The organism is Nostoc sp. (assembly GCF_036917555.1).
Lineage (GTDB): Bacteria > Cyanobacteriota > Cyanobacteriia > Cyanobacteriales > Nostocaceae > Nostoc.
In genome coordinates, this window is record NZ_JBALDD010000092.1 from 1 (window position 1) to 23911 (window position 23911).

Here is a 23911-nt window from a genome sequence, read left to right on the forward strand (position 1 = left end):
AAACGTCCGGATATTCCTATGTTTATTGTCTAGTTGTTTGGCGCTTGGCACGGCTGCGCCGCGCCCTCGCTTGTGACAGTTGCGTAAGTCCTGATTTAATTAAACTTAATGATTTCACGTAATTAACTACTTGTTTGTTCATAGATAGAGGAATTTCAATCCAGAACTCAGTTTCTTGCCCAGGTTCTGATACACATCGTAGTGTTCCCCCATGTTTTTCAACTACAATCTGATAGCTAATTGATAAACCTAATCCTGTACCCTTACCAACTGGCTTAGTTGTGAAAAATGGATCAAATAGTTGTTCCTTAACTGCTTCTGTTATTCCTGAACCATTATCAGCAATTCGGATCACACAGTTTGTTTCGATGATTTCCGTAGTAATTGTAATTATATTAGGATTAGCATTAATTTCAGCGATCGCGCGTCTACTATCATAGTTATCGAGCGCATCGATTGTATTACTGATAATATTCATGAATACTTGATTGAGTTGGCCAGCGTAGCAATCTACTAAAGGTAAATCTCCATAATTTTTCACTACTTTGATCCCAGGACGATCGACACTATCTTTGAAGCGACTTTGTAAAATCAGCAAAGTACTATCCAATCCCTGGTGAATATTAACTCTTTTCTTCTCCGCTTCATCAAGACGAGAGAAATTCCGCAGAGACAAGACAATTTCAAAGATCGGTTCGGCTCCTACTTCCATCGAATTTAGGATTTTGGGCAAATCATTTAGTAAAAAATCTAACTCAATTTCTTTAATATATTCTTGAATTTCTGACACAGGTTTGGTATAAAATTGTTGGTAAAGATACACAAGATTCAGCAAACACTGCGTATAATCCTTTGCATATTTCAAATTTCCGTAAATAAAATTAACAGGATTGTTTATTTCGTGAGCGACTCCTGCAACTAACTGCCCCAGACTAGACATTTTCTCAGCTTGGACTAATTGAGCTTGAGTTTGTTGTAGCTCTTGGAGGGATTTTTCCAATTTTTTGGACTGAGCCTCAGCAATTTCAGCCAAATTCTCCTTGATTTGTAGCGCGCTCCGTAGTTGTACTCTTTGCTGTTTCAGTTCAGAGGGTTTTTGCGTAAGTCCTAATTTATCTGAAACATAGTACATATACGGGAGTATACAAAAGATATATATATTATAAAAGTTAATTATATACTTTTCATAGAAATTGATAACCCTTGTACTAATCTAGGTGCAGCATAATTATGTCAACACGTATTTTCTTAGCAAATCCAGATATTGATGTTAATATTCCTAGCTATATTGAAGAAGCACTTGAGTACATTAAAAAAGAAGGAGAGGACTATATTACTTGGAGTGCAGGTAAGGTCAAGTCAATTGAGGTTGGAGATAAAGCCTACTTGAAAAAAACTGGAAAGGGGAAACGTGGTTTCATTGCGGTAGGAGAAGTAATCAAGACTGAATATGCTGAACATCGCTTGAATAAACTTTCTCAATATCATAATTACTCTGATGCTTATACTCAACATTTCTTTGGAAACTGCCCTACTGTATCAATAAGGCTTGATGAGGTTGTGAGTCTTGATAGTCTTTTAGAAGATAGCTATCTACTACAATTATCAAGTATGCAGGGGGTCAATCTTGTTAGGTACGGAAGTGGCCAAGAACTAGGTTTTCAGTACAAAGCTGCCCTAGATGCTGAGTGGAAGAAGTACTTTAAGAAGGTTAATAAGCTTGATTAAGAGTACCTTGTTTCTATATGACTTAATTACCAGGTTTTTTGTAGTATCAATTCTCAACAAAAAAGAGGTCTTTCTCGACCTCTTACCAATTCCCTAAAATAATATTCTATTTACAGAATTACGACAAGCCAGTATTAGCGCCTTGCCTACCAGTTGCCAGTTCTACCTTGATGATTTTACCGCCTGCTTTTTGAATACGTTGCTGTTCGCGGAACCAGTTTTCATAAGGAACTAGCTTAGTGAAATAAGTATTTTGCAGTTCGCGTTGGGTACGAATTCGGGTTTGGCTAGGAACTAAAGCAGTAATTTTAAACAAACGGGACATATTTTGAAAATCTCCTGTATACCTTGTGAAAACTTTTTTATCTCAAAATCTTGAGTGCAAATCTTTTAATCATTCAAAGGCTGGAAATCAAACATCAATACTAGACCACCAACACTCATCACTGATAATTTACCAAGATAAGCAATATAACGTTCTAGCACTCACGGCTGATTTCCAGACCTTAATAAAGCCGCACCTAAATTCTTAAGCGCAAACTAGTTCTTAGCTTAAGCCAGAAGAGATATAGTCTAAGTAAACACCGACTTCCTTACCAGCTTCGGAACCTACCAAGCTGGCAGCTACTTCTTTGATTGCTTGGATAGCTTGCACGGTAGCACCAACGGGAACGCCCAAGGAGTTGTATGTTTCCTTCAAGCCATTGAGCACACGCTCATCTAGGATGGAAGGATCTCCAGCCAACAAAGCGTAGGTAGCGTAGCGGAGGTAATAATCCAAATCACGGATGCAAGCAGCATAGCGGCGGGTGGTGTACATGTTGCCGCCGGGACGGGTGATGTCAGAGTATAGCAAAGATTTTGCTACAGCTTCTTTGACGATCGCAGCAGCGTTAGCGCTGATGGTGCTAGCAGCACGTACCCGTAGTTCGCCAGTAGAGAAGTAAACTTTTAGCTTTTCTAAAGCAGAAGAGTCAAGGTATTTACCTTGAACGTCTGCGGAGTTAATGACAGCGGTAATTGCGTCTTGAGCCATGTTGTTAATTCCTTATTTCCAACCGTATTGCAATACTTCTGTTTAAGTAGGTAAACAGCTTTACCCTATCCTAGAAGGGCACCAACTAGGTAGTCGAAGTAGCCAGCAGCTTCACTAGCGTCATCACCAGAGAGCAATGATGTAGAGCCATTCTTCAGCCCACGGATACCTTCAGCAACACCATCGATAGGAGTTCCCAAGGACTTGTACAGTTCACGGGCACCAATAACACCAATTTCTTCGATGGGGGTGACATCACCAGCAACGATACCGTAGGTAACGAGGCGGAGGTAATAATCTAGGTCACGCAGACAAGTAGCAGTCAATTCTTGACCGTAAGCGTTACCACCAGGAGACACAACATCAGGACGCTTTTGGAACAGTTGATCGCCAGCTTGCTTAACGAGCCGTTCGCGATTTTCTGACAAAACTTGAGCAATCCGCACCCGGCGCTCACCACTTGTAACAAAGGACTTGATCCGATCTAACTCACCAGGGCTGAGGTAGCGAGCTTCTGCATCAGCATTCACGATAGCTTTCGTGACGATACTCATTAATGGATTCCTCCAATACGAATGAAACCAGGATTTGATTAAACTGGTGCGACTTTGAGTTTGGTTTACTGAGTTTGTTTTCTCGTTCTTTTAGATACAACAGTTTTACAACTGCTACGGCTAATAAATTACGAGTTTGCTTGAGTCAACATAAGTACACAAGCTTTCAAACTCAGTTACCTTCCGCAAAACATTTTCCGGCATTCTGTTGAGCATTTATGACTGCTCTTAATACTTTGTAATATTGCTTTTCAGAATTTGCTGTTCTAACTGCAATCTGAGAGCGGTATTACGAAAGGTTAAGAAGGGGACAGGGGAAAGGTTACAGGGGACTGGCAACAGAAAATAATCTGTATCCTATTCCCTAATTCCCTAGTCCCTACTCCTTAATCAACCGCTACACTGCCGAGGTAGTTACCTACTGGCAAAGATGGGAAGCGGTTGTAAGGTACAACATCTTCACCGAAGTAGCGGTTATATTCTGGACTTTCGACTATTGCTTCTACAGCAGCTGACAAACCACTATCGACTAACAGCTTGTTATATTGGCCAATTTCTTCCTGAGTTGCGGGTGTACGCCCCAACAGATGACGGAAGAGGAACTCAATGACCTTGGTGTGAGGATAAGGTGATAAGAAGCGCTGGCGATAGATTTGGGAACTAGCTAGTTCACGCACAAACTCGCGGACGGAAATTTCACCATTTTGGAGTTTGCTATCTAGGTCAGTGCGACGGAAATTATCAGGCACTTCACCGCTAAATACATCCAAGACTTGACGATAAATGGCGTTGATTGCCTGTTGTTTTTCGTCTTGGTTGGTATTTTCTGTTAGACGGTAAATGCGTGCATGTTTACGCACACCCATTTCCACGGTTTGTCCGCTAGCATCGTTGTAGGAACGACCCAGTTCAGCAAAGGATGGCTGACCATTTGTTTGTGATGCGATATCTGCGATCGCCTGTATCGAAAGCGGTGTATCGTTACTAACTCCGACACGGGCTTGTACTGGCTTAAAGCTTGGTACAACCACGTCATCGTTTTGCTTGGTAAGCTGGTTGTACAGCTTCTCTGTATTCGGGAAGTTTGCCGCTGGGAGGGTCGGGAAGCGACGGTAAGGCACCGTATCTTCACCAAATACCTGGTTATATTCCACACTATCTACCAAAGCACCAATAAAGGCACGAATACCTTGAGTAGCCAAAATCTGGTTATACTTACGGATTTCTGCTTGGTCTAGTGGCGCACGTCCCAAAAAGTGTTTGGTTCCTAACTCTATCACTTTGGTGTTGGGGTAAGGTGTGTAGAACTCTTTCAGGTAGAGGTTAGAGTAACCCAAACCTTCAATAAATTCCTTCACACTAATTTCGCCATTCCCCAGCTTGCTTTCCCATTTGGTAAATTCGTTTTTGGCGATATAGGGTGCAATATCCCGCTCAAAAATCTGACGATAGGCAGCGCTAATCAAAGTTTTGACTGCAACTTTGTCACTGGTATTGGCCACCAGCTTGAAGATTTTAGTCTGTTCCCGTTGCTTGCTGACACCTTGGTTAATGCGGAACTGAATATCTGGTTCTGACCGGTTTTCTGTTACAGTACCCAGTGTCACAAAGCTTGGTGTTACTTCCTTCTGGACTTTCGCGGCAATATCATCACGAATGCTACCAACGCGTAATTGTCGCCCTGATACACCACCAGGAGTCAGATACCGTTCGTAAGGAATTGTATCTTCACCAAAGGCTTCGCTGTATTCTACGCTGTTAATAATGGCATCAACCACCGCGTAAAAGCCCTGTTTAGCAGCAATATCAAAGTACTTGTTGATTTCTTGACGACCATAAGTCGGACGACCTAACAAGCGACGGTGAATGTACTCGATCGCTTTACAAACATACAGCGATGACCAGTACAGGTTGCGGAATACATCCGACTTAGCCAAAGCACGGATAAATTCCCGCACCGAGATGTCGCCATTTTCCAGCTTGATTTCTAATACCTTCGGGCGCTGACCTTCGTAGACATCGCGACCGAAAACTTGCAGGTAAGCAGCTCTAATCACTGCTTGCGTCGAGCTTTCGGAGAATCTGACGCTAGAATTTTTGGCAGCCTTTTTACCTCTAGTACCAGGCAGTTGGTCTAATTTGAACACCTTGGGGCCAAGGGTACCAGGAGCTTCACCCCGCGCTCTGGGATTACTATTTTGGTTATTAATCCCTGCTCCTTGGTGAATCAGGATGCGTTTGGTATCTTTGCTAAAAGGAGCCGGACTGGTACTGGGGTTGCGAGTTTCTTTCGGGAAAATCGCCCCAAACTGAATTTCCAAGGGGTCGTTACCAGAACCGTAAGGATGTTGATCTGGTAGCGGTTGCTCGTAAGCCGCAAATGTGGTGATGAACTGAGGTATCTTGCGGAAAGGCGCACTGTAGTTAAACAGGTCTTGCTGCGGCCCCCAGTTGCGACATTCTTGTGCTTCTTGACCCAGACCCCGCAGGTAAGGTACTGTTTCTTCACCAAAATAGTCGCTGTATTCAGCAGAATCTACTAAGGCATCTACTAAGGCTGGTAGACCACCGTCAGAAATAATCGAGAAGTATTTTTGTACTTCTTCGCGGCTACTTGGCCCCCGTCCTAGAATGTGACGGAAAGCTAGCTCAATGACTCGGCTGTTAATAAAAGGCTGGTAAAACTGTTTTTGGTAAAGAGGAGATTTAGCTAAACGACGGACAAACTCTTTCACAGAGATGTCACCATTCTTAACCTTGGATTCCAGGTCAGATATGGATAAGCTATAAGCACGGGTAATGTCGCGCTCAAAAATTTGCCGATATGTAGCCTTGATTACCTCATTTTTTTCGCTACTTGATAACCCAGTCTTCATCACAAACTTGGGACGCCGTTCTGCCGCGTTAAAGTAAATTTGCGGCAATTCTAACCCTTGCTGGTCACTAGAAGGGCGTTGGCGCAGTTTATTTGAGGGTGTGGCTGCTTTGAATTCTGTTAACAAAACATCCATGTACTGAGACACAATCTCTGTAGCCTCAGCATCGTTGCGGAAAAATGAAAGTGACCCGGCTTTGATTTCCTGCAAAGCTACTAGCGTTGCTTCACCAGAGCAGGCATTTTCAATGATTTCCCGCAAACCCCTTGTATTCACCGCTATGATGTTGGGGTCGCCAGCAATGATCGCATAACTAGCGTAGCGCAAGAACCAGGATAAATCCCGCAAGCTCTTGGCCATGTTGCTTGGCCCATATCGAGCAATGTTAATTGGTCTGAAACCTGGAGGTGTCGGGCCACTGGGAGATGAGTTAAATATTGATCGTAAATTTTCTAGGAACCCACCACGACTTTCAACGTAGGTTACAGTTCCCAGTTGTATCCCTTGCTGAACGTTAGCACCAGCACTAACAGGTACTATTTCTATCGCTCTAGGCTTTTCTAAAAAAGCCATTGGCGAACCACCAACAAAAATCCGGTTGGCAGCCCGAGACACAATAATCTCAGCATTGTCTGTCAACGTCTGAGAAATTTCTAGACGCTTTGCACCAGACGCAAAATAGCTTGCCAGTTCATCTAGTTCACCATTTCCCAAGAAGCGGTCTTGCTGCTCCGCTTGGGTAATTGTGGATACAGGTAGGGTTTGATATAGTTGCGGACGCGCAACCGAGGTTCCACCACTCGCCTTAACACTCATCGGATTTGTAAAACTCCCATCATAAGCGTTTATATGTTAAGTCTGGATTGTTTTTAGGCTTGACACATCGCTGTGTTTATGCTATACGAGCTTGAGAGTATTGCCTGCAAAACTGCCAGTAAATTAACTTAGTTAGCTTTTAGATTAGAACGTTTTGCGTTCTCAAGGCGGATTTATTAAGAAGTATGTACAACCTGTATCTTAAATGTCTCCAGTCTTAAAAGTGCATACTCTAATTTGTCTGAGATAAAGTCTAAGTTTTGTAACTAAGTAGTAGGTCGGGAACTGTCTACTGATTTATTTTATTTATTTAAACGCATAGGCGCTTCGCCTTCCTACAGGGTAGGGGCGCAGAGGCACGCAGAGAATTTACTACGAATTAATAAATGTTGTACTTAGTCACTGGGCAGCGGTTATTAGTCGATGTTAAGTTGTTTTTGCGACTAAATAACTCATATTCGCAATTGACACCGCACAGGAAGTAATTCTTAAGTTGTAGGAGTTTAATCTGCAAATAGTCAGTATTTACATACAGGAAAAATACTATGAACAAAAGTTGTAAATTTAACTATTTATTCAATGCGACCCTATCTGCGATCGCAGTTATTTTGGCTGTCACTCCGGCAAATGCGCTTCCAGTACAAAATATCAGCACCGTTGTGAAGTGGGCAAAGACTAGACCTTTACTACCAACTCTGAGATACAACAGCGAAGCCCACGGCTACGAGGGTACAAAAGGAAATTTATACTTTTATGCTGATGTCACTTCTGAAAATGGGACAGTGACTAAAGAAGGCATAACCGTTAGTGGTAGCGATCGCTTCAAGTTCACCATAAAAAACGTCAATGCAGTGAAACTGTTACAAAATATTTATAATTCCAACATTGCCAATGACTTCCAGAAGTCTCGCTATGTCAGCAAAGTTGGGCGTGACCAATTTTATCGTGGACAAAAGTTTGCTTACATCACTGCTGAGGTGCAAGGTGGGTCATCATTGCAGATGATTCCTTTAAATAAGTTGCAAGAGTTTATAGATAATGCAAAACATTGTCAAATCAATCAGTGCGACATTTAATTAATTCGTAATTTTTGAGTTTAATTCTTCTCTAGGAGACGCTACGCAAACGCTGATACATGGTGCTTTTTTTCAGTCTGGGTCTAAATCCACTTATTTAATAGTCTTTTATTACGAATTACGAATTATTTTAATCAACCCTGTAGCCTGTAATTTATATAAACATTATCAGTAAACAAAGGCACGCAATCACTTACGTTGTAAGCGGCAGACAGTTCAACATCTGACTCAAAACCTTTTTCAATCAACTCTTTACCCGAACTGCATTTTTTCAAGTACCCCAGTAAATTCTGCTGGAAAGCCTGAAATGTTTTCACAGCAACTTCCGCTTCTGGTGATAGACTGCCATCTAAATAACTGAGAATTGCTCCAGCACCAATTAAATCTTCAAATGCAGGACGTAGGCTACCATCTTTTTTCCACCTCTCACCGGCAGGAATCACAGCGATTTTGTCACCATACTTTTGAGCAAACTGCGCCACAGCTTGGCAATTTCGCAAGCAACCAGCCAAAGTTGGTGTATTTACTGTATGTAAAGTCAGAAAAGAACCATTAGGTGATGGTAAAACTAGTCTAGTTCCAGCAGGAATCTGAGCCACCGATTTGGGTGAGAGAGAATATCCAGTTGTAGTCCAACGTTGTCTATGACTTGCTAATTCTGCTTGTACTGAGTTGGCATAATCTATGGCTGATTCATCTCTATATGCGTAGGGAAAAATTATTGCGCCGTTGTTGGTGGCAATTTCCACGCAGGTAGAAAAAGAGAGAACGTCAACTATCACAACTACATCACTGATGGGAGCGAGTTGAGCAATTCCTTGTAGACCCCATTCACAGCGTAAATGAAACTCTGATTGGTTGTAAATCATTGGAGCGATCGCTTTTATAGAATTTTATAAAAATTAAACCATAGATAAGTAAGCCAGTGTAAATAATTAAAGGTTTGTAGTCAGCTAATTTGAGCGCTTCAGCACTCACTACGAACTAAAGGTTACGTAATAAGTAGGTCAACAGTTATAATCAATATAAAACTTTATTAAGGTAAATTGACTTATCTATTTATAGCTAAAAATAATCGCACTCAGTTCACTGTAAATATCAGTGTTAATCATGGGAAAATATCTTTTTAATCTAAGCAGAAAAATGTGTAATATTAGGATGTTCATCTATTAGACTTGATCGGCATTCCATTTTAGCGTATCCGCCAAATTTTGATAGTCCCGTCATAACTCCCACAACTAGTAAGGATTTGACCACTTGGGCTGAATGCTACGAAATTAACAGAGTTATAATCTCCTGGGAGGGTTTGAATTTCCCTTCCTGTAGTAACATTCCACAGTTTGATAGTCTTGTCATCACCGCCACTAGCGAGCGTTTTGCCATCTGGGCTGAATGCTACGGAATTAACCCGGTCGGAATGCCTGGTGAGTATTCTTTCTAGGGAGATACTGCTAGATAAACTCGCAATTACAAATATTGGATTAGTCGGAAACAAACCATAACGCACATAGCCAGAGATTTGAGTTCCCATCAATACCACTATGGCACTTACTAGCAATATTTTTCTCAGCTTGGGTTTGTTTACGGATAGTTTTGTTTTAGGTAGTTGAATTTTTGCAGGTTGAGTCTGAGGTATTGAAGCTGCTAGTTGCGAGACCTGACTAGATGAATTTAAATACTGATTAGGTTACGAAAATTGAGATTGAGTTTGCTTAACTACGGATGAAGTAAATGTAGTTATAGATAAGCCAAGCAGTTTGTTAGCTTCATTTTGAGTGATAACCCTTAATTGCTTAGGGTCTTTCAATATAATTTGTGGAGTGATACCACCAGAATTGTTGACAACCTCTACAAAACCAGTAATCTCTATATAATCTAGGCTATTAAACCACTGGATTAAATCGTATATACTGCTTCTTCCTACAGCTTGACTTAATTTTTTAAATCCCTCATCAAAAATTACTATCCTGAACGGTAAATACCCTTTTATAACACCTGTGTTATCACCAACACTAATTACTAATTTTTTAAAACTTGATTGATCAAAATGTATTTTAGTGAGTGTATTTATTACTCTACCTATTACACTGATTTGTTGACCTGATTGCTGAACTATTTCTATAATTTTATCTGCGGCAAAAGCTTTAGGTTCTGATGTTGATTCAAGAACAGCAGCTTGTTTTGGTCTAACAAACCCAGGAAATATATCAGTACCAAGTTTTGTGGAGCGATCGCACCAATAACACTTACCATAAGTTCGGCTGTAATAGTGGCTGTCTAACTTTCCACAGATAGTTAACTCATTAACAGCAAGTCTCAGCGCCTTTACCCAATCCCCAGCAGTTGGGCGCAAGTTAGAATTTTTATAACCATCATTAAAACATCTGAGAAAACATCGCTGAACCTCTGGGTGAACAATCTCAAGCGGAATTGTCCTATCTACAGGTTGAATCAAACTGTTTGGTGCATACAGCCATAAACCCTGACGGATAAGTTCATTAGTTTCTGGAATTACCCCCGCGCCTATCCACTTTCCTGTAAAAAGAGTTTGACCACCAAACAACAACTGATAGATAATGACTGCTAACCGGAAGCGATCGTGTACTTCCGTTTGATCGATAGTAGAAAAATCTTTATCAATCAGTTCCGGTGGTGTATAATCTGGTGAACCAACTGGACAACGATAAATCTTGCCATTTACCGGATTCCGAACCTGAAAAGAATCAGTATCAATAATTGAAGGTAAGGCGCGATCGTTAACAAGAATATTTTGCTGCTTGATGTCACCCAAAACATAGCCAGAAATGTGAATTGCTTCAATAATTGAAGCGATATTCAGCGCTGTTGTGTGGAGAAAACGCCAATCAACATCAAGTTTCAAACCCTTTCTTTTGCTGGGGTTGTATACATCAATAAGTTCTTTTGCTTCTTTAATTTCTGGCATCAAAAAGCCCACACAATCACCCTGAGCATCTTTCAATACCGACTTAGGCCAAGCAAAAGAAATATGATTGAGGTGAGAGTTTGGCTCTTTGGGTCGGTGCGCTATCATCACCGCCAATTTTTGCACACGCTCAGGAGTTTGTGAGTGGTAAATTTTTGCTAAGTAACCATTGTGATTAGTTCGCCAAACCTTACCCTCACCACTATTAGCTATCGGTTCACCCAGCAGCGTAATTGATTTTCCCGTACTAGCACAGGTGAGAACTGTCATCGAATTTTACTCTCTATCAAACAAGCACAAAAGTAAAGTTTTATCATCGTCAGTACGAGAATTTAGCCGTTCAGAGTTGAGGAATTCCGTTAAATATTTATCATCCTTTGGATTAACAGTTTCGTGTAAGTATTCCTCCAAAGGTTTAAAGAAAGGTGAGAAAGGTTTCCAGTCACTCAAGCGAATTGCTACTTTTTCCAGTCCATCAGTGGAAGCACAAATAAACTCTTGTTTTTCGGAAATAACCTCTACCTGCATATTTTTTACTGCATTTGTTGAGGTGATAAAAGTTGTTTCATTAGCAAACTCACCTTTATCTGGCTGAAACAACAGTTTATATTCTGACTCTTGGGAACGCATTACAATAAATCCATCACCGATTTGCATAGCTGCAACGCAGTCAGAATTTGCCACAAAAATCAAAAGAGTACAAGCTAAATCATTGACAGAATAATCTTTTTCATCTGCTTGCTTCTGTAATTTTGTAATAACTTCGCTCACAATCTTAGCAAAAACTTCCTCAGCTTCTTCTTTGGAAAGTGGTTGAGAAGAAGCTTGCTTATGAGGATATTTATTAATTTCCGAAAAGCATTTGAGAACCGTTTCTACCGCCAATTTAGAACCAACATCAGAATGTTTAGCACTACCAGCACCATCAGCAACCGCGCCTACAATGACATGATCATCAAAGATGAGACAATCCCCATAATCTTGACAAGGTATCCCCTGTTTTTGATGACTTGTTCCGATCGCACAATCCCAAGCAACTTTCCAATTCACAAAATTTCCCCTAAGTAGTAATTTGACCCCATCCCACAGCCGGTAAAGCTACAGCCTGTCCTACTTTGCCACTAGAAACCCGTTTCATCGAAGCAGAAAGCCAAACAAACAGATCACGGAAATCTAAGCCATTTAGCATAACTGGTGGACGTTCAGGTGGGGAAATTTGTTTGAGGATATTCATATCAGCACCCTCTACACCAACTGCAAAAAACAACAGTCGGCTTTGTGTTTCTGCTTCTCTCAATCTTTGCGCGGCTAACTCACAGGAGTCCGATGGCGCTCCATCTGTAATCAAAAACACCCAAGGGCGATAATAGAGAATACCGTTGTCTTTATAAGTCTGTTTCCGGTTTTCTAGAAAATCCAAAGCATACTCAATCGCCCCACCCATTGGGGTTAAACCATCTACTTCCAATGTAGGCGGTGTAAATTGGTCAATCGTCACAAAGTCTTGCGTGAGTTTAACTATAGGGCCAAATGTAATCATGGCCACTTCCACACTCAGCGATGCTTGGGAATCTTTGAGTACATCTGCTTTGAAAGCAGCAAGTCCTCGATTTAACTCTTGGATAGGCTGACCTGACATAGAGCCAGAGGTATCGAGTAAAAGAATTACAGGGCAACGATTTTCTGGATTTTCAAAGAATTCAGGCAATCCTATAGCCATTCCATGCTCCTTGATAAGTAAATTTTTATACAAAATCACAATTAAAGTTTATTAGCTAATAGATACTTAAACAGTAGTGTTTTTACTGAAACGACTTCCCTATCTAAAATATATGGGTTGATGGCGATCATAATTATCTGTATACCTGAAAGACATTGTTTTATGGAAGGAATAAATTACTCTCAAATCATTCAAGACATTTTAAGTAACCATTCCGCTAATGACGTAGCTAATGGCACAGAGGTTCAATTGTTATTTGATGCAGAACGCCATCATTATCAAGTCTTAAATATTGGCTGGAAAGAACAACGGAGAATTTATGGAGTTATCATTCATGTTGATATCAAAGACAAAAAGATTTGGATACAAAGAGATGGTATAGAAATCGGTATCGCTAATGAATTCATTGCTGCTGGAGTACCTAAAAAAGATATTGTATTAGGATTTCATGCTCCTTATAAACGCGAATTTACTGACTTTGCTGTTGGAGAAGTAGCAGTAAATAAGCAATAGTAATCTTTGCTCTAATCAGCCACTATCCGCTAAACTCAGAAATGCTGCGTTATTCCTCATCATGTCCGATTCCCAAACTGTTAGTGCTGCTGTTGCCAAACTCTACAATACCTACCCCTTTCCGCCAGAAGCCCTGTTGGATGAACCACCTCCAGGCTACAACTGGCGCTGGAATTGGCTAGCTGCTCATAACTTCTGCACGGGTCAAAAACCCCAAAGGCAAGATATTCGGATTTTAGATGCAGGTTGCGGTACTGGTGTGGGTACAGAGTACCTGGTTCACCTCAATCCTCAAGCTTCTGTTGTGGGAATTGACCTCAGTACAGGCGCTTTAGCTGTAGCTAAAGAACGTTGTCAGCGTTCAGGGGCTAACCGCGTTGAATTTCATCACCTCAGCTTGTTTGATGTGGAACAGTTACCGGGTGAGTTTGATTTAATTAACTGTGTTGGCGTTTTGCATCATACCCCCGATCCGATTCGTGGTATTCAAGCCTTGGCGAAAAAGTTAGCTCCAGGCGGCTTGATGCACATTTTTGTCTATGGGGAGTTGGGACGCTGGGAAATTCAACTCATGCAAAAAGCGATCGCACTTATTCAAGGTGACAAAAAAGGCGACTACCGCGATGGTGTCCAAGTCGGGCGAAAAATTTTCGCTTCTTTACCAGAAAATAACCGAATTGTCAAATATGATAAACAACGTTGGTCACTAGAAAACAACAAGGATGAATACTTTGCTGATATGTACGTTCATCCTCAAGAAATTGACTACAATATTGAGACGCTGTTTGAATTAATAGATGCTTCGGGATTGGAATTTATTGGTTTCTCGAATCCGAGTTTCTGGGATTTGGAGAGACTTTTAGGCAAAGCACCAGAGTTAGTAGAACGGGCAAAAGAATTGAGCGATCGCCAGCTTTATCGTCTGATAGAATTATTAGATCCAGAAGTAACTCATTACGAGTTTTTCCTCGGTCGGCCTCCTTTAATCAAAGCTGAATGGTCAGAGGATAATGCCCTCTTAGCAGCGATTCCCGAACTTAACCCTTGTATTGAGGGATTTCCCAGTCAATGTTTCTTTAATTACGATTACCAGATAGTTAATTTATCTGTAGCAGAGCTTGAGTTTATGCAAAGATGTGATAAAAATTCCACAGTTGCAGAGATATTGACAAATGTAGAACTGGGATTGGATGTGGTAAGAACCCTTTTGCAACAGCAGTTGATTTTATTAACACCTGCTTAGGGAATTCAAGTAAAAAATATCCAATTATTTATTGTGGGATAGCCGAAAGACCCATCCCACAATCAGATATTTATCCTACAACAGCTGGACTTGCTACCTTCTCCTGTCTTTGGGAAGGCGGACGCATTCCCAAACCAAGTAAATTCAGCATTTCTCGGTCAGTATCGTAATCTGGACAGGGAGTTGTCACTGTCAACATCTTGTTGTCGTCGCTGGAAAAAATAGAATTGGCTCCTGCCATAAAGCAGAAAGCTTGTTCAACTTGAGAAAGTCTCGCCCTACCGGCACTAAGACGCACATCTGAAGCTGGCATTAAAATTTTGGCTGTGGCAATCATCCGCACAATATCCCAAATGGGAACATCAGGATGATTTTCTAAGGGTGTGCCCGGTACTTGTGAAAGAATATTAATTGGCACAGACTCTGGATGGGGATGTAAGTTTGCCAAAGTTTGTAACATCCCAACCCGGTCATCAACAGTTTCGCCCAAACCCAGGATACCGCCGGAACAGACAGTAACATTTGTCTGACGGATATTCTTAATTGTGTTCAAGCGATCGCTATATGTCCTTGTGGTAATAATTGTGCTGTAATATTCCTGCGAGGTATCTAAGTTATGGTTGTAGGCATAAAGTCCTGCTTCTGACAATTTTCTGGCTTGATTTGCCGTCAACATACCTAGAGTGCAGCATACTTCTAAACCCATTGCAGTCACATCCTTGACCATTTCCAGGACTTCCTCAAATTGTGAATTATCCCGCACTTCCCGCCAAGCAGCACCCATGCAAATGCGACTAACACCAGTTTCTTTAGCTTTCTGGGCGATGTTAACTACCGTTTCCTTTTCTAGAAGTGCTTGCGCCTTTACCTCTGTTTTATAGCGGGAAGATTGGGCGCAATAGCTACAATCTTCTGGACAACCTCCCGTTTTAATCGATATGAGTTTGCAGACTTGTATTTTTGTTGGGTCATGATATTGGCGATGCACGCTAGCAGCTTGATAAATAAGCTCTAGCAATGGCGTGTTGTATATCGCCCGAATCTCTAATTCCTGCCAATCGTAGCGTATTCCCACCACATCACTATCCTTCTTGTAGACTGGGTTAAATCTTGAGCTGTCTTTTGGTTGAATATCCTGCAGTACAGCGTTTGGGCAAAGCGATTTTATCGAAGTTATGCTGCACACTGTGCTTTATCACCCATTGGCTCTCAATCCTTCCGCTCTAGATATTAGACATCAGCTTATCAAGATTTTGGTTGAATGGCAGATTAAGAGCAAAAATACTCACCCTATCTGTTGTAAAGGGCGTTGGGCATTGGGCACTTGTACTTAGCTTTGTTGTTGGCATGGTGACAAAGCTTTGTCGTACCACTTGCCTACGGCACGCTCCGCGAACATGGAAGCAAGCTACGCCCAGCGTCTCCAAGAGTTGTATTAGACATTAGCAAGACTTATGTAACTGGCGTGCGAATTCTATTCGCCCTGGCTGCTAAACCACAGGTTATGAGAGAATTTATAAAATTTAGAGAATGTTTTGGGAAGATATCCCGCCGATTAGGTAATTTATGATATCAGAACTGCCAATAATTGCAAGCGATCACCTATTATTACGAGCAGCAATCCATGAAGATATACCTCAAATTCTCAAATACTTCATTGATAACAAAACTTATCTTACTCCATTCTATCCTCTTTGGGCTGATGGTTTTTTCACTGAAGAATATTGGCAATATCAGATAGAGAATAGTTTTCTGGAATTTATCAATGGTCAATCATTAAAACTATTTATTTTTACCAAAAAAAATCCCACTGTAGTTATTGGAACAGTCAATTTTAGTAATTTTGTCCGAGGAGTAGCTCATTTTTGCTATGTGGGATATAGCCTTGCTGAAAATAAACAAGGTAAAGGCTATATGACAGAGGGGTTAAAATCTGCAACTCAATATCTATTTGAAGAGTTAAATTTTCACCGAGTTATGGCTAATTATATGCCTCACAATCGGCGCAGTGGTAATGTACTCAAAAGACTCGGTTTTGTCGTTGAAGGATACGCTAGAGACTATTTGTTAATTAATGGGCAATGGGAAGATCATATTTTGACAAGTCTTACAAATCCTCATTGGAAAGCACCTAAATTTTAAAATCTGCTGAGTATTATTGTCAATAATATGTATTTTATTTACCCACTATCACTGTTTATAAACTCATTTATTTATAATTGCTATTTATCAACGTTATTTAGGCAATCTCTATAAATAAGCAATACTAAAAATTCACTGAAATACTTATTTTAAGTTATAAATAATGCATAAGTTATATATATTTATAATTCAATAATATTTAGATAAAATGAATTTAATACATTGGTTATAAGCATCTACAAATTCATAGCAAATTCATAATAAATACACAACAACTCCACAAGCAAATGCAATAGTAATATTTGTTCACTACCAGGCTTAGTTATTAAGGTTAGCTTTAGCCGATGTGTCCAATTTTCTTAAATAATTGAGGAGTTTTTTAAAATGCTCATTAATTCTATAAAGCGCTTATCTGTCTTTTCTACTATCTTCGCTTTTGCTACCATCTTAAACGGAGTTGTCTTGGCAGCACCAGGTCCAAATTCCGCCACTACACCAGCCTTAAAAACTCAGACTAGTACTGTATCACACCAGCCAATCAAACTCACACAGCAACAGCGCCTACAAATCCAAGTGGCTCGCCAGCAAAGAGATAAGAATATTGAGGCTCTATTAAACCCGTCCCAAGATACTAAATTTAAAGCGGCACTGCAATCCCGTCAGAGAATCAGAATAGTTTTAAAATCTTTGGATTTGAATCAAAATCAACAGAAACAGGTTCAATCAATTTTGCAAACTTATAACCTGCAAGTGAAAAAAATTCTATCTTCACAGGCATCACAACCAACATCAAACTCAGTAGGAATTACTCGACCAACATCACAACCAATTACAAAATAAAAAATCAGTTTATTTAATTAAGGTTAAGTTTCGGAAGACTGGCGGATTTTATCCAAACTTCGGTTGAGCCAGTCTTATTTTTTTAATGTGCAAAACTTTATTTCTTCTAAAAGAACGCAGTGTTGGGTCAGCCAGTTTAAAAAGAAGAATTGCATCGGTCAGAAAGTGTCATAAAATACAAACGAGTCAGTGCGGTCTTCTCCGTTCTCTACGAGACGCTCCGCGTTCGCATAGCCTCTCTTTTTGGCAGAAGAGGGGATGCCCGCCGTAGAATGCTTCGTTCTTACTTCAATTCTACGTTTTTCAAGGTGGGTTACTCCTGCCTCCTGAAGCACTCCAGATTTTGATAGCATTTAGATATCGGTCGCTTTTTGCGTCTATGCTGATGATGCTGAAGCCAGAGGTAGTATTAAAGGAAGAATGAATTAAGCTTTGCTCGTAATGACTCTGGCTGAAACTCCAAACTACAAAAATTCTAGCAATCCTTTTCTCACCCTCAACTACGAACCAGCCTTAGAATCTCTAGGCGGTGACTACTACGATGAGGTTGCAGCGGCGGAATTTCCCCAACACTTTCTGCGTTGGCGTAACGATGAACTATTACCCCGTTTTGGTCTAGACCCCCAAGTAGTCAAAGACGAAGATTTCATCAGAGCCTTTGGTCAATTTCAGGGACGCAAACCCTTGTTGGCTCTACGTTACCACGGCTATCAATTTGGTGAATATAACGGACAGTTGGGTGATGGTAGAGGCTTTCTCTACGGGCAAGTACGCGCCAATGATGGCGAATTATACGATTTTGGCACTAAAGGTTCTGGGAGAACGCCCTACTCCCGTGGTGGCGATGGTATGCTCACGCTCAAAGGTGGGATGCGGGAAGTTCTAGCTGCGGAAGCACTGCACTACTTGGGTGTACGTACTTCGCGCTGTCTGAGCATGATTGAAACAGGTTTACCACTCTGGCGGGGCGATGAACCTTCGCCTACTCGTTCATCTGTGATGATTAGAATGAGCAGTTCTCATATTCGATTTGGTACTTTTGAGCGACTGCACTATTTCCAGCGTCCAGATTTAACTAAGAAGCTGTTAGACCACGTAATTGAGCAGTATTATCGACACTTAAGTGCTGAACAAGATAAATATGCCCTGTTTTACGCCGAATTAGTTAAACGGGTTGCAGAACTAGCAGCACAGTGGATGGCGGCTGGCTTTTGTCATGGGGTTCTCAATACTGACAATATGTCGATTACGGGAGAGAGTTTTGATTATGGACCTTATGGATTTATCCCTACTTATAACCCCTACTTTATCGCTGCATATTTTGACTATTCTGGACGCTACTGTTACAGTCATCAACCAACTATTTGCCAGTTGAATTTAGAAATGCTCCAGGAACCTTTCAAGGCAATTATTGATAAAGGTGATATGGAAACTGGATTAACCAGGTTTGATAAATATTATCAAGCTGAATACAGTTCTTTGATGTTGAAAAAGTTGGGTTTTGTGGAGTTGCTACATCCACAAGCTGAAGAACTCTTGAATCTAACGATTGAATTTTTGAAAGCGAGCCAAGTTGGTTATCACCAATTCTTTTATGAGATGGCTCGTACTTTTTCATCTAATTGGCGAGATGAACCAGGTTTTGTAATGAATAGTTCAGATATTGTACCAGTAACGGGTGCGTCAGAAATTTTTGATGATTGGTGCATACTATACCATAAAATCTTGAATGATTTTGATAGCGATCGCATTGATGTAATTGCCCAAACTCTAACTGTTAATAATCCAAAAACGGCATTATTAAGACCCGTAATTGAATCTATTTGGGAATCAATTGCTCAAGAAGATAATTGGCAACCTTTTTATGAGTTAATCAAGGCAATTCAATCTAGGAGATAATTAATAAGGGGCAAGGCTTGTAATGAAAATGATTTTTTTACTTTGCCCCTCTACCTCCTGCTCTTTGTCAATATTTAGATGGCTTTCCCTGCGTTTTCATGACTAAATGGGGTATGAGTAGCATTCGCGCAGAAAACCGGGTTAAGAGATATTACATGGGGTGTATTACAAGTCTGTATCGGCTTTCATTATTCTGTACTCTGTGATTTTCCAAACATTGCTGTTTTCTGGCGTTGATGCTTTACCTTCAATGTCGGCTTTAATTTCAGAACCTGACCAAGGTTTATCCTCGTCTTGCTCTCCACTTAAATATAAAGTTACAGCAAACTCCAGCTTTCCTTGACCTTGAAACCAAGCTCTTAAATTATCAAAATTTTCAAGACTCCAACCAAAGCAATTTGTCTGAGCTATTAAACCCGTGATTCTTTCATCTTGATCTGCTAGAGTTGCAGCAAAATCAAACAGTAAATTTTCAACGATAGCAATAGCATTAGAATGTACCATTTAATTTATCTCCAGTTAATCAAACATAATCATTTTTTTTAAATTAGGCGATTACGGCTAACTAAACTGCTGGGCATAAAATCGCGCATAGCGATGCTCTAGGGCTAATAATTCTTCATGGGTTCCCGATTCGACAATTTGTCCTTGTTCGAGAACTAAGATACGATCGCACCTCCTAACTGTCGATAAACGGTGAGCAATAATAAACACTGTCCGTTTCTCCATTAATCTTTCCAGCGCTTCCTGTACCAGTGCTTCTGACTCGGAATCTAATGCTGATGTCGCCTCATCGAGAATCAAGATTTGGGGATTGAGCAAAACAGCACGAGCAATCGCAATTCTTTGTCTCTGTCCACCTGATAAGTTTACCCCACGTTCGCCTACCCAAGTCTTATAACCCTCTGGTAGTTGGCTAATAAATTGATGGGCATTAGCAATTTTCGCCGCCTCTTTAACTGCTTTTATCTCAAAAATATCTTGTCCAAAAGCGATATTTTGGGCAATCGTCCCCGAAAACATAATAGTTTCTTGAGGAACAATCCCTATTTGTCGCCGCAGACTATGCAGGTTCACATCTCGAATATCAACACCGTCAATCAATATTTGACCAACTTCAGGATCGTAAAAACGCGGGAGGAGGTTGACAAATGTGGTTTTACCAGCACCAGAAGCACCCACAAGAGCGATCGCTTCACCTGGCGATACCAATAAACTGATATCTTTTAAGACAGGTTCGCCTGGTTTATAGGCGAAGGAAATATGACGATATTCTACTTTGCCATTGACTGGAGAAAGAGCGATCGCATTTGTCTTTTCGATCACCGTTGGCTGAATTGCCATCAATTCAAAAACGCGGTCAACAGATGCTTCACCCTGCTTAAATTCGTTGTAGTTATTAGTAGTGTGACCAATGGGATCAATTAACAGCGCCGCCGCCGCCAGATAACTGAAAAAATTCGCCACTGTCAAGTTACCTTGGGAAATTTGCCAAGCTCCCACAATCAGTAACGATAACGCACTTAAGGCTTCCAAAAATCCCACAATGGGAATCTGAATCGCTTTCAGGCGTTCGGCTGAGTATTTTGCTTTGAGGCTGCGTTCTGCTTCATGTCCAAAGCGAGCAATTTCGTAATTTTCGGCAGCAAAAGCCTGTACTAAACGAATTCCGTTGAAAACTTCCGCGAGGATGGCTGATAAACCCGACACGCGATTTTGACTTTTTAAGGAATACTTGCGTAACCGTTCGCCAAACCAGCCAACTAAAATACCCATTAGTGGTGCAACTATCACTGTTGCTAATGTCAGTTGCCAATTCAGGTAAATCATGTAAATCGGAATTGCTAGCAACTGTAAAATGCAGGGGATAAAGTCGTGAAATACTTTATTTACTACTTCGCCAACGCGGTCAACATCTTCGGTGAGGCGGTAAGATAAATCACCTGCTTTTGCCGTTTCAAAATAGCTGAGATTTAACTTTTGAAGATGTGCGTAGACTTGCTGGCGGAGATGAAAAGCAACTCTCAAAGCAGCTTTCGCCATGTACATATCTTGTATAGACTGAAACAAGCCTCTGACAAGAAATACTAAAGCACAACTACCAGTTATTTGAGCGATCGCTACTACATTACCTTGAGCAAAGGGAGTTGCCAATTTACCGGCGAGATTAATTAATACTAATGTCGCCAGCACGTATCCCAAAATCCCAATAAGTCCCTTAGCGATAGTTTGCCACTGGAGTCGGATATAAGGTAGCAGTTGCCAGTAATTAGAACGCGTTTTCAAGCTCGAAAGTCCACAGCGATATTTTACTTTGTTTGACGCTAGCAGTTTTTAGTGAGTTTCTGAACACTTAACTAATTAGTTACAAACTGTTTTAGCGTTGATCCTAGAGTTAATTAGTTCATAAATACTAGATAGATCCATTTAATTGCGGTGTGACAGTTCTGGGTGTGGAATCCCGGATTTAATCTTGTTTTGAATATCGCACCGCCCTCATTACCAACGCCGTCACAGGTAAAATAGATGTGCGCCAAGTCCCCATCCGCTAACCCCAGAACCTACCATGACACAAATCACCCTTTCCGATCTCCCCGAAACCATCCAAACCCTACTTAACCAAGCCCAAAAAACAGGCGAACCCCTCACTATTACCCAAAACGGTATCCCCTTCGCCATCATTTCCCCCATCAAGAAAAAATCCCTTCTGGAAACCCTTTCCACCCTTGAACCACTGGACGAAGACTTTGCCGACGTGGACAAAGGATTATTACCCTTAGATGATATTGAGTTTTCAAAATGAGTTATTTATACTTGTTAGATACAAACATCATTTCCGAACTAATTAAAAACCCCAGAGGAGTGGTATTTTCAAAAATTCAAGATGTCGGAGAAAACAAAATTTATACAAGTATTATAGTAGCTTGCGAATCAAGATTTGGAGCTAGAAAGAAGAACTCCCAAAAGCTCATAGAAAAACTTGAAATAATTTTGGATAGTATTTCAATACTACCCCTAACTCATCCTGCAGAGCAATATTACGCAGAAATCCGCACTGATTTACAACAAGGTAAACCGATTGGAGCTAATGACTTATTAATTGCTGCCCATTCTTTAACCCTTGGTCTAACTCTCGTTACCGCCAATATTCGTGAATTTTCCCGTGTTCCTAATTTAAAAGTAGAAAACTGGCTCGAACTTCGCTAAAATCAGAAATATCTAAAAAATTAGCCCTCTCCTTGTTAAGTAAGGAAAAGGCTGAATTAATCTTAAAATACTTCCTAATTTTCTAATTGAATTACGTTAGCGCAGCGGGGCATAGCCCATTACGAATTACGAATTAATATCCGCCTTCCTCTTCGTATTCTGGCTGTCTTTCCTTGACTTTTTTAGGAATATTCACAGGCTTCGGCACATCTTCCCAAGCATCGCCCTCTACGTCGTCATAATCATCGTATTCGTCAACATAAGGCTTGCTGTAGGGCTGGGCTTCATATTTTAGCGGCTGCGGTTGTTGATACCTGTCGCTGCCTGTTGCCTCGCTCCAGTTATCTTCTTCCTCATCTTCTTCGTATTGAATAGATTCATACTGCCGCGCTTTCATTACCTGACGCTGTGGCCTTTCTTCTTCCACATAGTCTTCAGTCCATTCTTCTTCTTGCGCTACTGGTTCAGGGGCGCGAACTTTTTGCCTGGGTGGCTGCAATGGCACTCCGCTAGGCAGTTGATTGGGTGCTGCAATTGTACGCGGTGGAGTATAGCCGTATTCTTCTTCTATATCTCGCTCCCACGGTGCTTTGCCGATACCCAGGCGCTCTAGTAAACCAACTGTCAACTGATTTACTCGTTCTTCGGCTCCCTCAAACACAATCAACCGATTGGGGCCAGTGCTGACAATTTCATCCACTGAGAACTCGTAAGTACTCACAAATTGATCGGGAATTTGGGGCAATCCTAAAGAAGCAATGACTATAGATTCAAGCTTCCCAGTTTCGCCGTTGAACTTGAAGCCGCGAACTTTGCCTAATACTTCACCTGTTTCTGTAATTACTTCCCAGTTAATCAAATTACTGAGAGATTCAACTTCGATATCTTCAATGACATCTTCGTTATCAACCAGGATGACATCACCAATCTGGCTGATGTTGTTGAGGTACATATAGCGCGGTATGCCCGAAATGGAGATCAGGCTGTCTCGCAAACCAAGAGCCACAACCTCTCTTTGATCGATATCAACCCAGACTTGACTGATGATGCCTAGCCGCTTGCCGTTGTCGCGGGTAATCACCTGGGTATTTAATATGTCGGAACGCCTAATTATCTGTTCGGAGGTCATTCTATACCGAGTCCTGATCTCGAATCCGGTTTAACGCGATGTGCAACTTATTCTTGTAACTCCACTTCCAATTCCTCTGTCCCAGTGAACGAGAGGCTTTGATTTTTGCTCTCTTTTCCTGGTAGGGAAGGGGTTGGGGGTTAGGTTTGAGAGAAAGTCACACATTACGTGGTTTATCTATACACTAT

Annotated in this window: 20 protein-coding genes and 3 pseudogenes; 9 read left to right on the forward strand and 14 right to left on the reverse strand. The window is 41.0% G+C overall.

Annotated elements, in window-relative coordinates; all coding sequences use genetic code 11:
* Positions 1-22 precede the first annotated feature (22 nt).
* A pseudogene (locus V7K60_RS33830) lies at positions 23-1090 on the reverse strand (sensor histidine kinase); the annotation flags it as partial.
* A 140-nt stretch (positions 1091-1230) separates the two neighbouring features.
* Here V7K60_RS33830 and V7K60_RS33835 point away from each other — a divergent pair.
* Positions 1231-1728: a hypothetical protein gene (locus V7K60_RS33835; RefSeq protein WP_334932452.1), complete on the forward strand. Its 498-nt coding sequence runs from the start codon at positions 1231-1233 to the stop codon at positions 1726-1728.
* 118 nt (positions 1729-1846) lie between these two features.
* Here the strand turns inward: V7K60_RS33835 and V7K60_RS33840 are convergent, their stop codons facing one another.
* The 4 genes and pseudogenes from V7K60_RS33840 to V7K60_RS33855 form a co-directional block, all read right to left on the reverse strand.
* Positions 1847-2053: a phycobilisome linker polypeptide gene (locus tag V7K60_RS33840; RefSeq protein ID WP_334932454.1), complete on the reverse strand. Its 207-nt coding sequence runs from the start codon at positions 2051-2053 to the stop codon at positions 1847-1849.
* Positions 2054-2275: 222 nt separating this feature from the next.
* Entirely contained in the window at positions 2276-2764 is a 489-nt protein-coding gene (gene apcB / locus V7K60_RS33845) for an allophycocyanin subunit beta (protein ID WP_292784844.1), read from the reverse strand.
* 65 nt (positions 2765-2829) lie between these two features.
* Complete coding sequence (gene apcA, locus V7K60_RS33850; protein WP_334932457.1) at positions 2830-3318, reverse strand: allophycocyanin subunit alpha; 489 nt, start codon at positions 3316-3318, stop codon at positions 2830-2832.
* A 398-nt stretch (positions 3319-3716) separates the two neighbouring features.
* A pseudogene (locus V7K60_RS33855) lies at positions 3717-7010 on the reverse strand (phycobilisome rod-core linker polypeptide); the annotation flags it as partial.
* Positions 7011-7555: 545 nt separating this feature from the next.
* Between V7K60_RS33855 and V7K60_RS33860 the strand changes: the two are divergent.
* Entirely contained in the window at positions 7556-8086 is a 531-nt protein-coding gene (locus V7K60_RS33860; protein WP_334932459.1) for a hypothetical protein, read from the forward strand.
* A 134-nt stretch (positions 8087-8220) separates the two neighbouring features.
* Here the strand turns inward: V7K60_RS33860 and V7K60_RS33865 are convergent, their stop codons facing one another.
* From V7K60_RS33865 to V7K60_RS33885, 5 genes and pseudogenes are all read right to left on the reverse strand, one after another.
* Positions 8221-8955, reverse strand: coding sequence for a 2-phosphosulfolactate phosphatase (locus V7K60_RS33865; protein ID WP_334932461.1), 735 nt, complete (start codon positions 8953-8955; stop codon positions 8221-8223).
* Between the two features lie 323 nt (positions 8956-9278).
* Positions 9279-9521 (reverse strand): annotated as a pseudogene (locus tag V7K60_RS33870) (WD40 repeat domain-containing protein); the annotation flags it as partial.
* 252 nt (positions 9522-9773) lie between these two features.
* A complete protein-coding gene (locus tag V7K60_RS33875) occupies positions 9774-11300 on the reverse strand; it encodes a helix-hairpin-helix domain-containing protein (RefSeq protein WP_334932465.1) in 1527 nt (508 codons plus the stop codon).
* A gap of 6 nt (positions 11301-11306) precedes the next feature.
* The gene (locus V7K60_RS33880) at positions 11307-12080 is read right to left on the reverse strand and encodes a PP2C family serine/threonine-protein phosphatase (protein ID WP_334932466.1); all 774 of its coding nucleotides are present in this window, start codon (positions 12078-12080) and stop codon (positions 11307-11309) included.
* Between the two features lie 10 nt (positions 12081-12090).
* Positions 12091-12750 (reverse strand): vWA domain-containing protein, encoded by a 660-nt coding sequence (locus tag V7K60_RS33885; RefSeq protein WP_334932468.1) that lies wholly within the window; start codon positions 12748-12750, stop codon positions 12091-12093.
* Between the two features lie 162 nt (positions 12751-12912).
* On the opposite strand from V7K60_RS33885, the gene V7K60_RS33890 reads away from it, so the two are divergent.
* A complete protein-coding gene (locus V7K60_RS33890; protein WP_334932470.1) occupies positions 12913-13263 on the forward strand; it encodes a XisI protein in 351 nt (116 codons plus the stop codon).
* A gap of 61 nt (positions 13264-13324) precedes the next feature.
* On the forward strand, positions 13325-14506 hold the full coding sequence (locus V7K60_RS33895) for a class I SAM-dependent methyltransferase (protein WP_334932472.1): 1182 nt from the start codon (positions 13325-13327) through the stop codon (positions 14504-14506).
* Between the two features lie 70 nt (positions 14507-14576).
* On the opposite strand, the gene bioB is transcribed toward V7K60_RS33895, so the two are convergent.
* Entirely contained in the window at positions 14577-15584 is a 1008-nt protein-coding gene (bioB, locus tag V7K60_RS33900) for a biotin synthase BioB (RefSeq protein ID WP_334932474.1), read from the reverse strand.
* Between the two features lie 488 nt (positions 15585-16072).
* On the opposite strand from bioB, the gene V7K60_RS33905 reads away from it, so the two are divergent.
* The 3 genes from V7K60_RS33905 (at position 16073) to V7K60_RS33915 (ending at position 19387) form a co-directional block, all read left to right on the forward strand.
* On the forward strand, positions 16073-16648 hold the full coding sequence (locus V7K60_RS33905; protein WP_334932476.1) for a GNAT family N-acetyltransferase: 576 nt from the start codon (positions 16073-16075) through the stop codon (positions 16646-16648).
* Positions 16649-17032: 384 nt separating this feature from the next.
* On the forward strand, positions 17033-17488 hold the full coding sequence (locus tag V7K60_RS33910) for a hypothetical protein (RefSeq protein ID WP_334932478.1): 456 nt from the start codon (positions 17033-17035) through the stop codon (positions 17486-17488).
* A 441-nt stretch (positions 17489-17929) separates the two neighbouring features.
* Complete coding sequence (locus V7K60_RS33915) at positions 17930-19387, forward strand: protein adenylyltransferase SelO (RefSeq protein ID WP_334932480.1); 1458 nt, start codon at positions 17930-17932, stop codon at positions 19385-19387.
* Positions 19388-19552: 165 nt separating this feature from the next.
* Here V7K60_RS33915 and V7K60_RS33920 read toward each other — a convergent pair whose 3' ends face one another.
* Entirely contained in the window at positions 19553-19891 is a 339-nt protein-coding gene (locus V7K60_RS33920; RefSeq protein ID WP_334932481.1) for a hypothetical protein, read from the reverse strand.
* A gap of 57 nt (positions 19892-19948) precedes the next feature.
* Positions 19949-21673: an ABC transporter ATP-binding protein gene (locus V7K60_RS33925; RefSeq protein ID WP_334932483.1), complete on the reverse strand. Its 1725-nt coding sequence runs from the start codon at positions 21671-21673 to the stop codon at positions 19949-19951.
* 280 nt (positions 21674-21953) lie between these two features.
* On the opposite strand from V7K60_RS33925, the gene V7K60_RS33930 reads away from it, so the two are divergent.
* Positions 21954-22190, forward strand: coding sequence for a type II toxin-antitoxin system Phd/YefM family antitoxin (locus V7K60_RS33930; protein WP_292826873.1), 237 nt, complete (start codon positions 21954-21956; stop codon positions 22188-22190).
* Positions 22187-22594: a type II toxin-antitoxin system VapC family toxin gene (locus tag V7K60_RS33935; RefSeq protein ID WP_442944511.1), complete on the forward strand. Its 408-nt coding sequence runs from the start codon at positions 22187-22189 to the stop codon at positions 22592-22594. The genes V7K60_RS33930 and V7K60_RS33935 overlap by 4 nt, the downstream gene beginning before the upstream one ends.
* Before the next feature lie 133 nt (positions 22595-22727).
* On the opposite strand, the gene V7K60_RS33940 is transcribed toward V7K60_RS33935, so the two are convergent.
* Positions 22728-23723: a PRC-barrel domain-containing protein gene (locus V7K60_RS33940; protein WP_334932487.1), complete on the reverse strand. Its 996-nt coding sequence runs from the start codon at positions 23721-23723 to the stop codon at positions 22728-22730.
* Positions 23724-23911 lie beyond the last annotated feature (188 nt).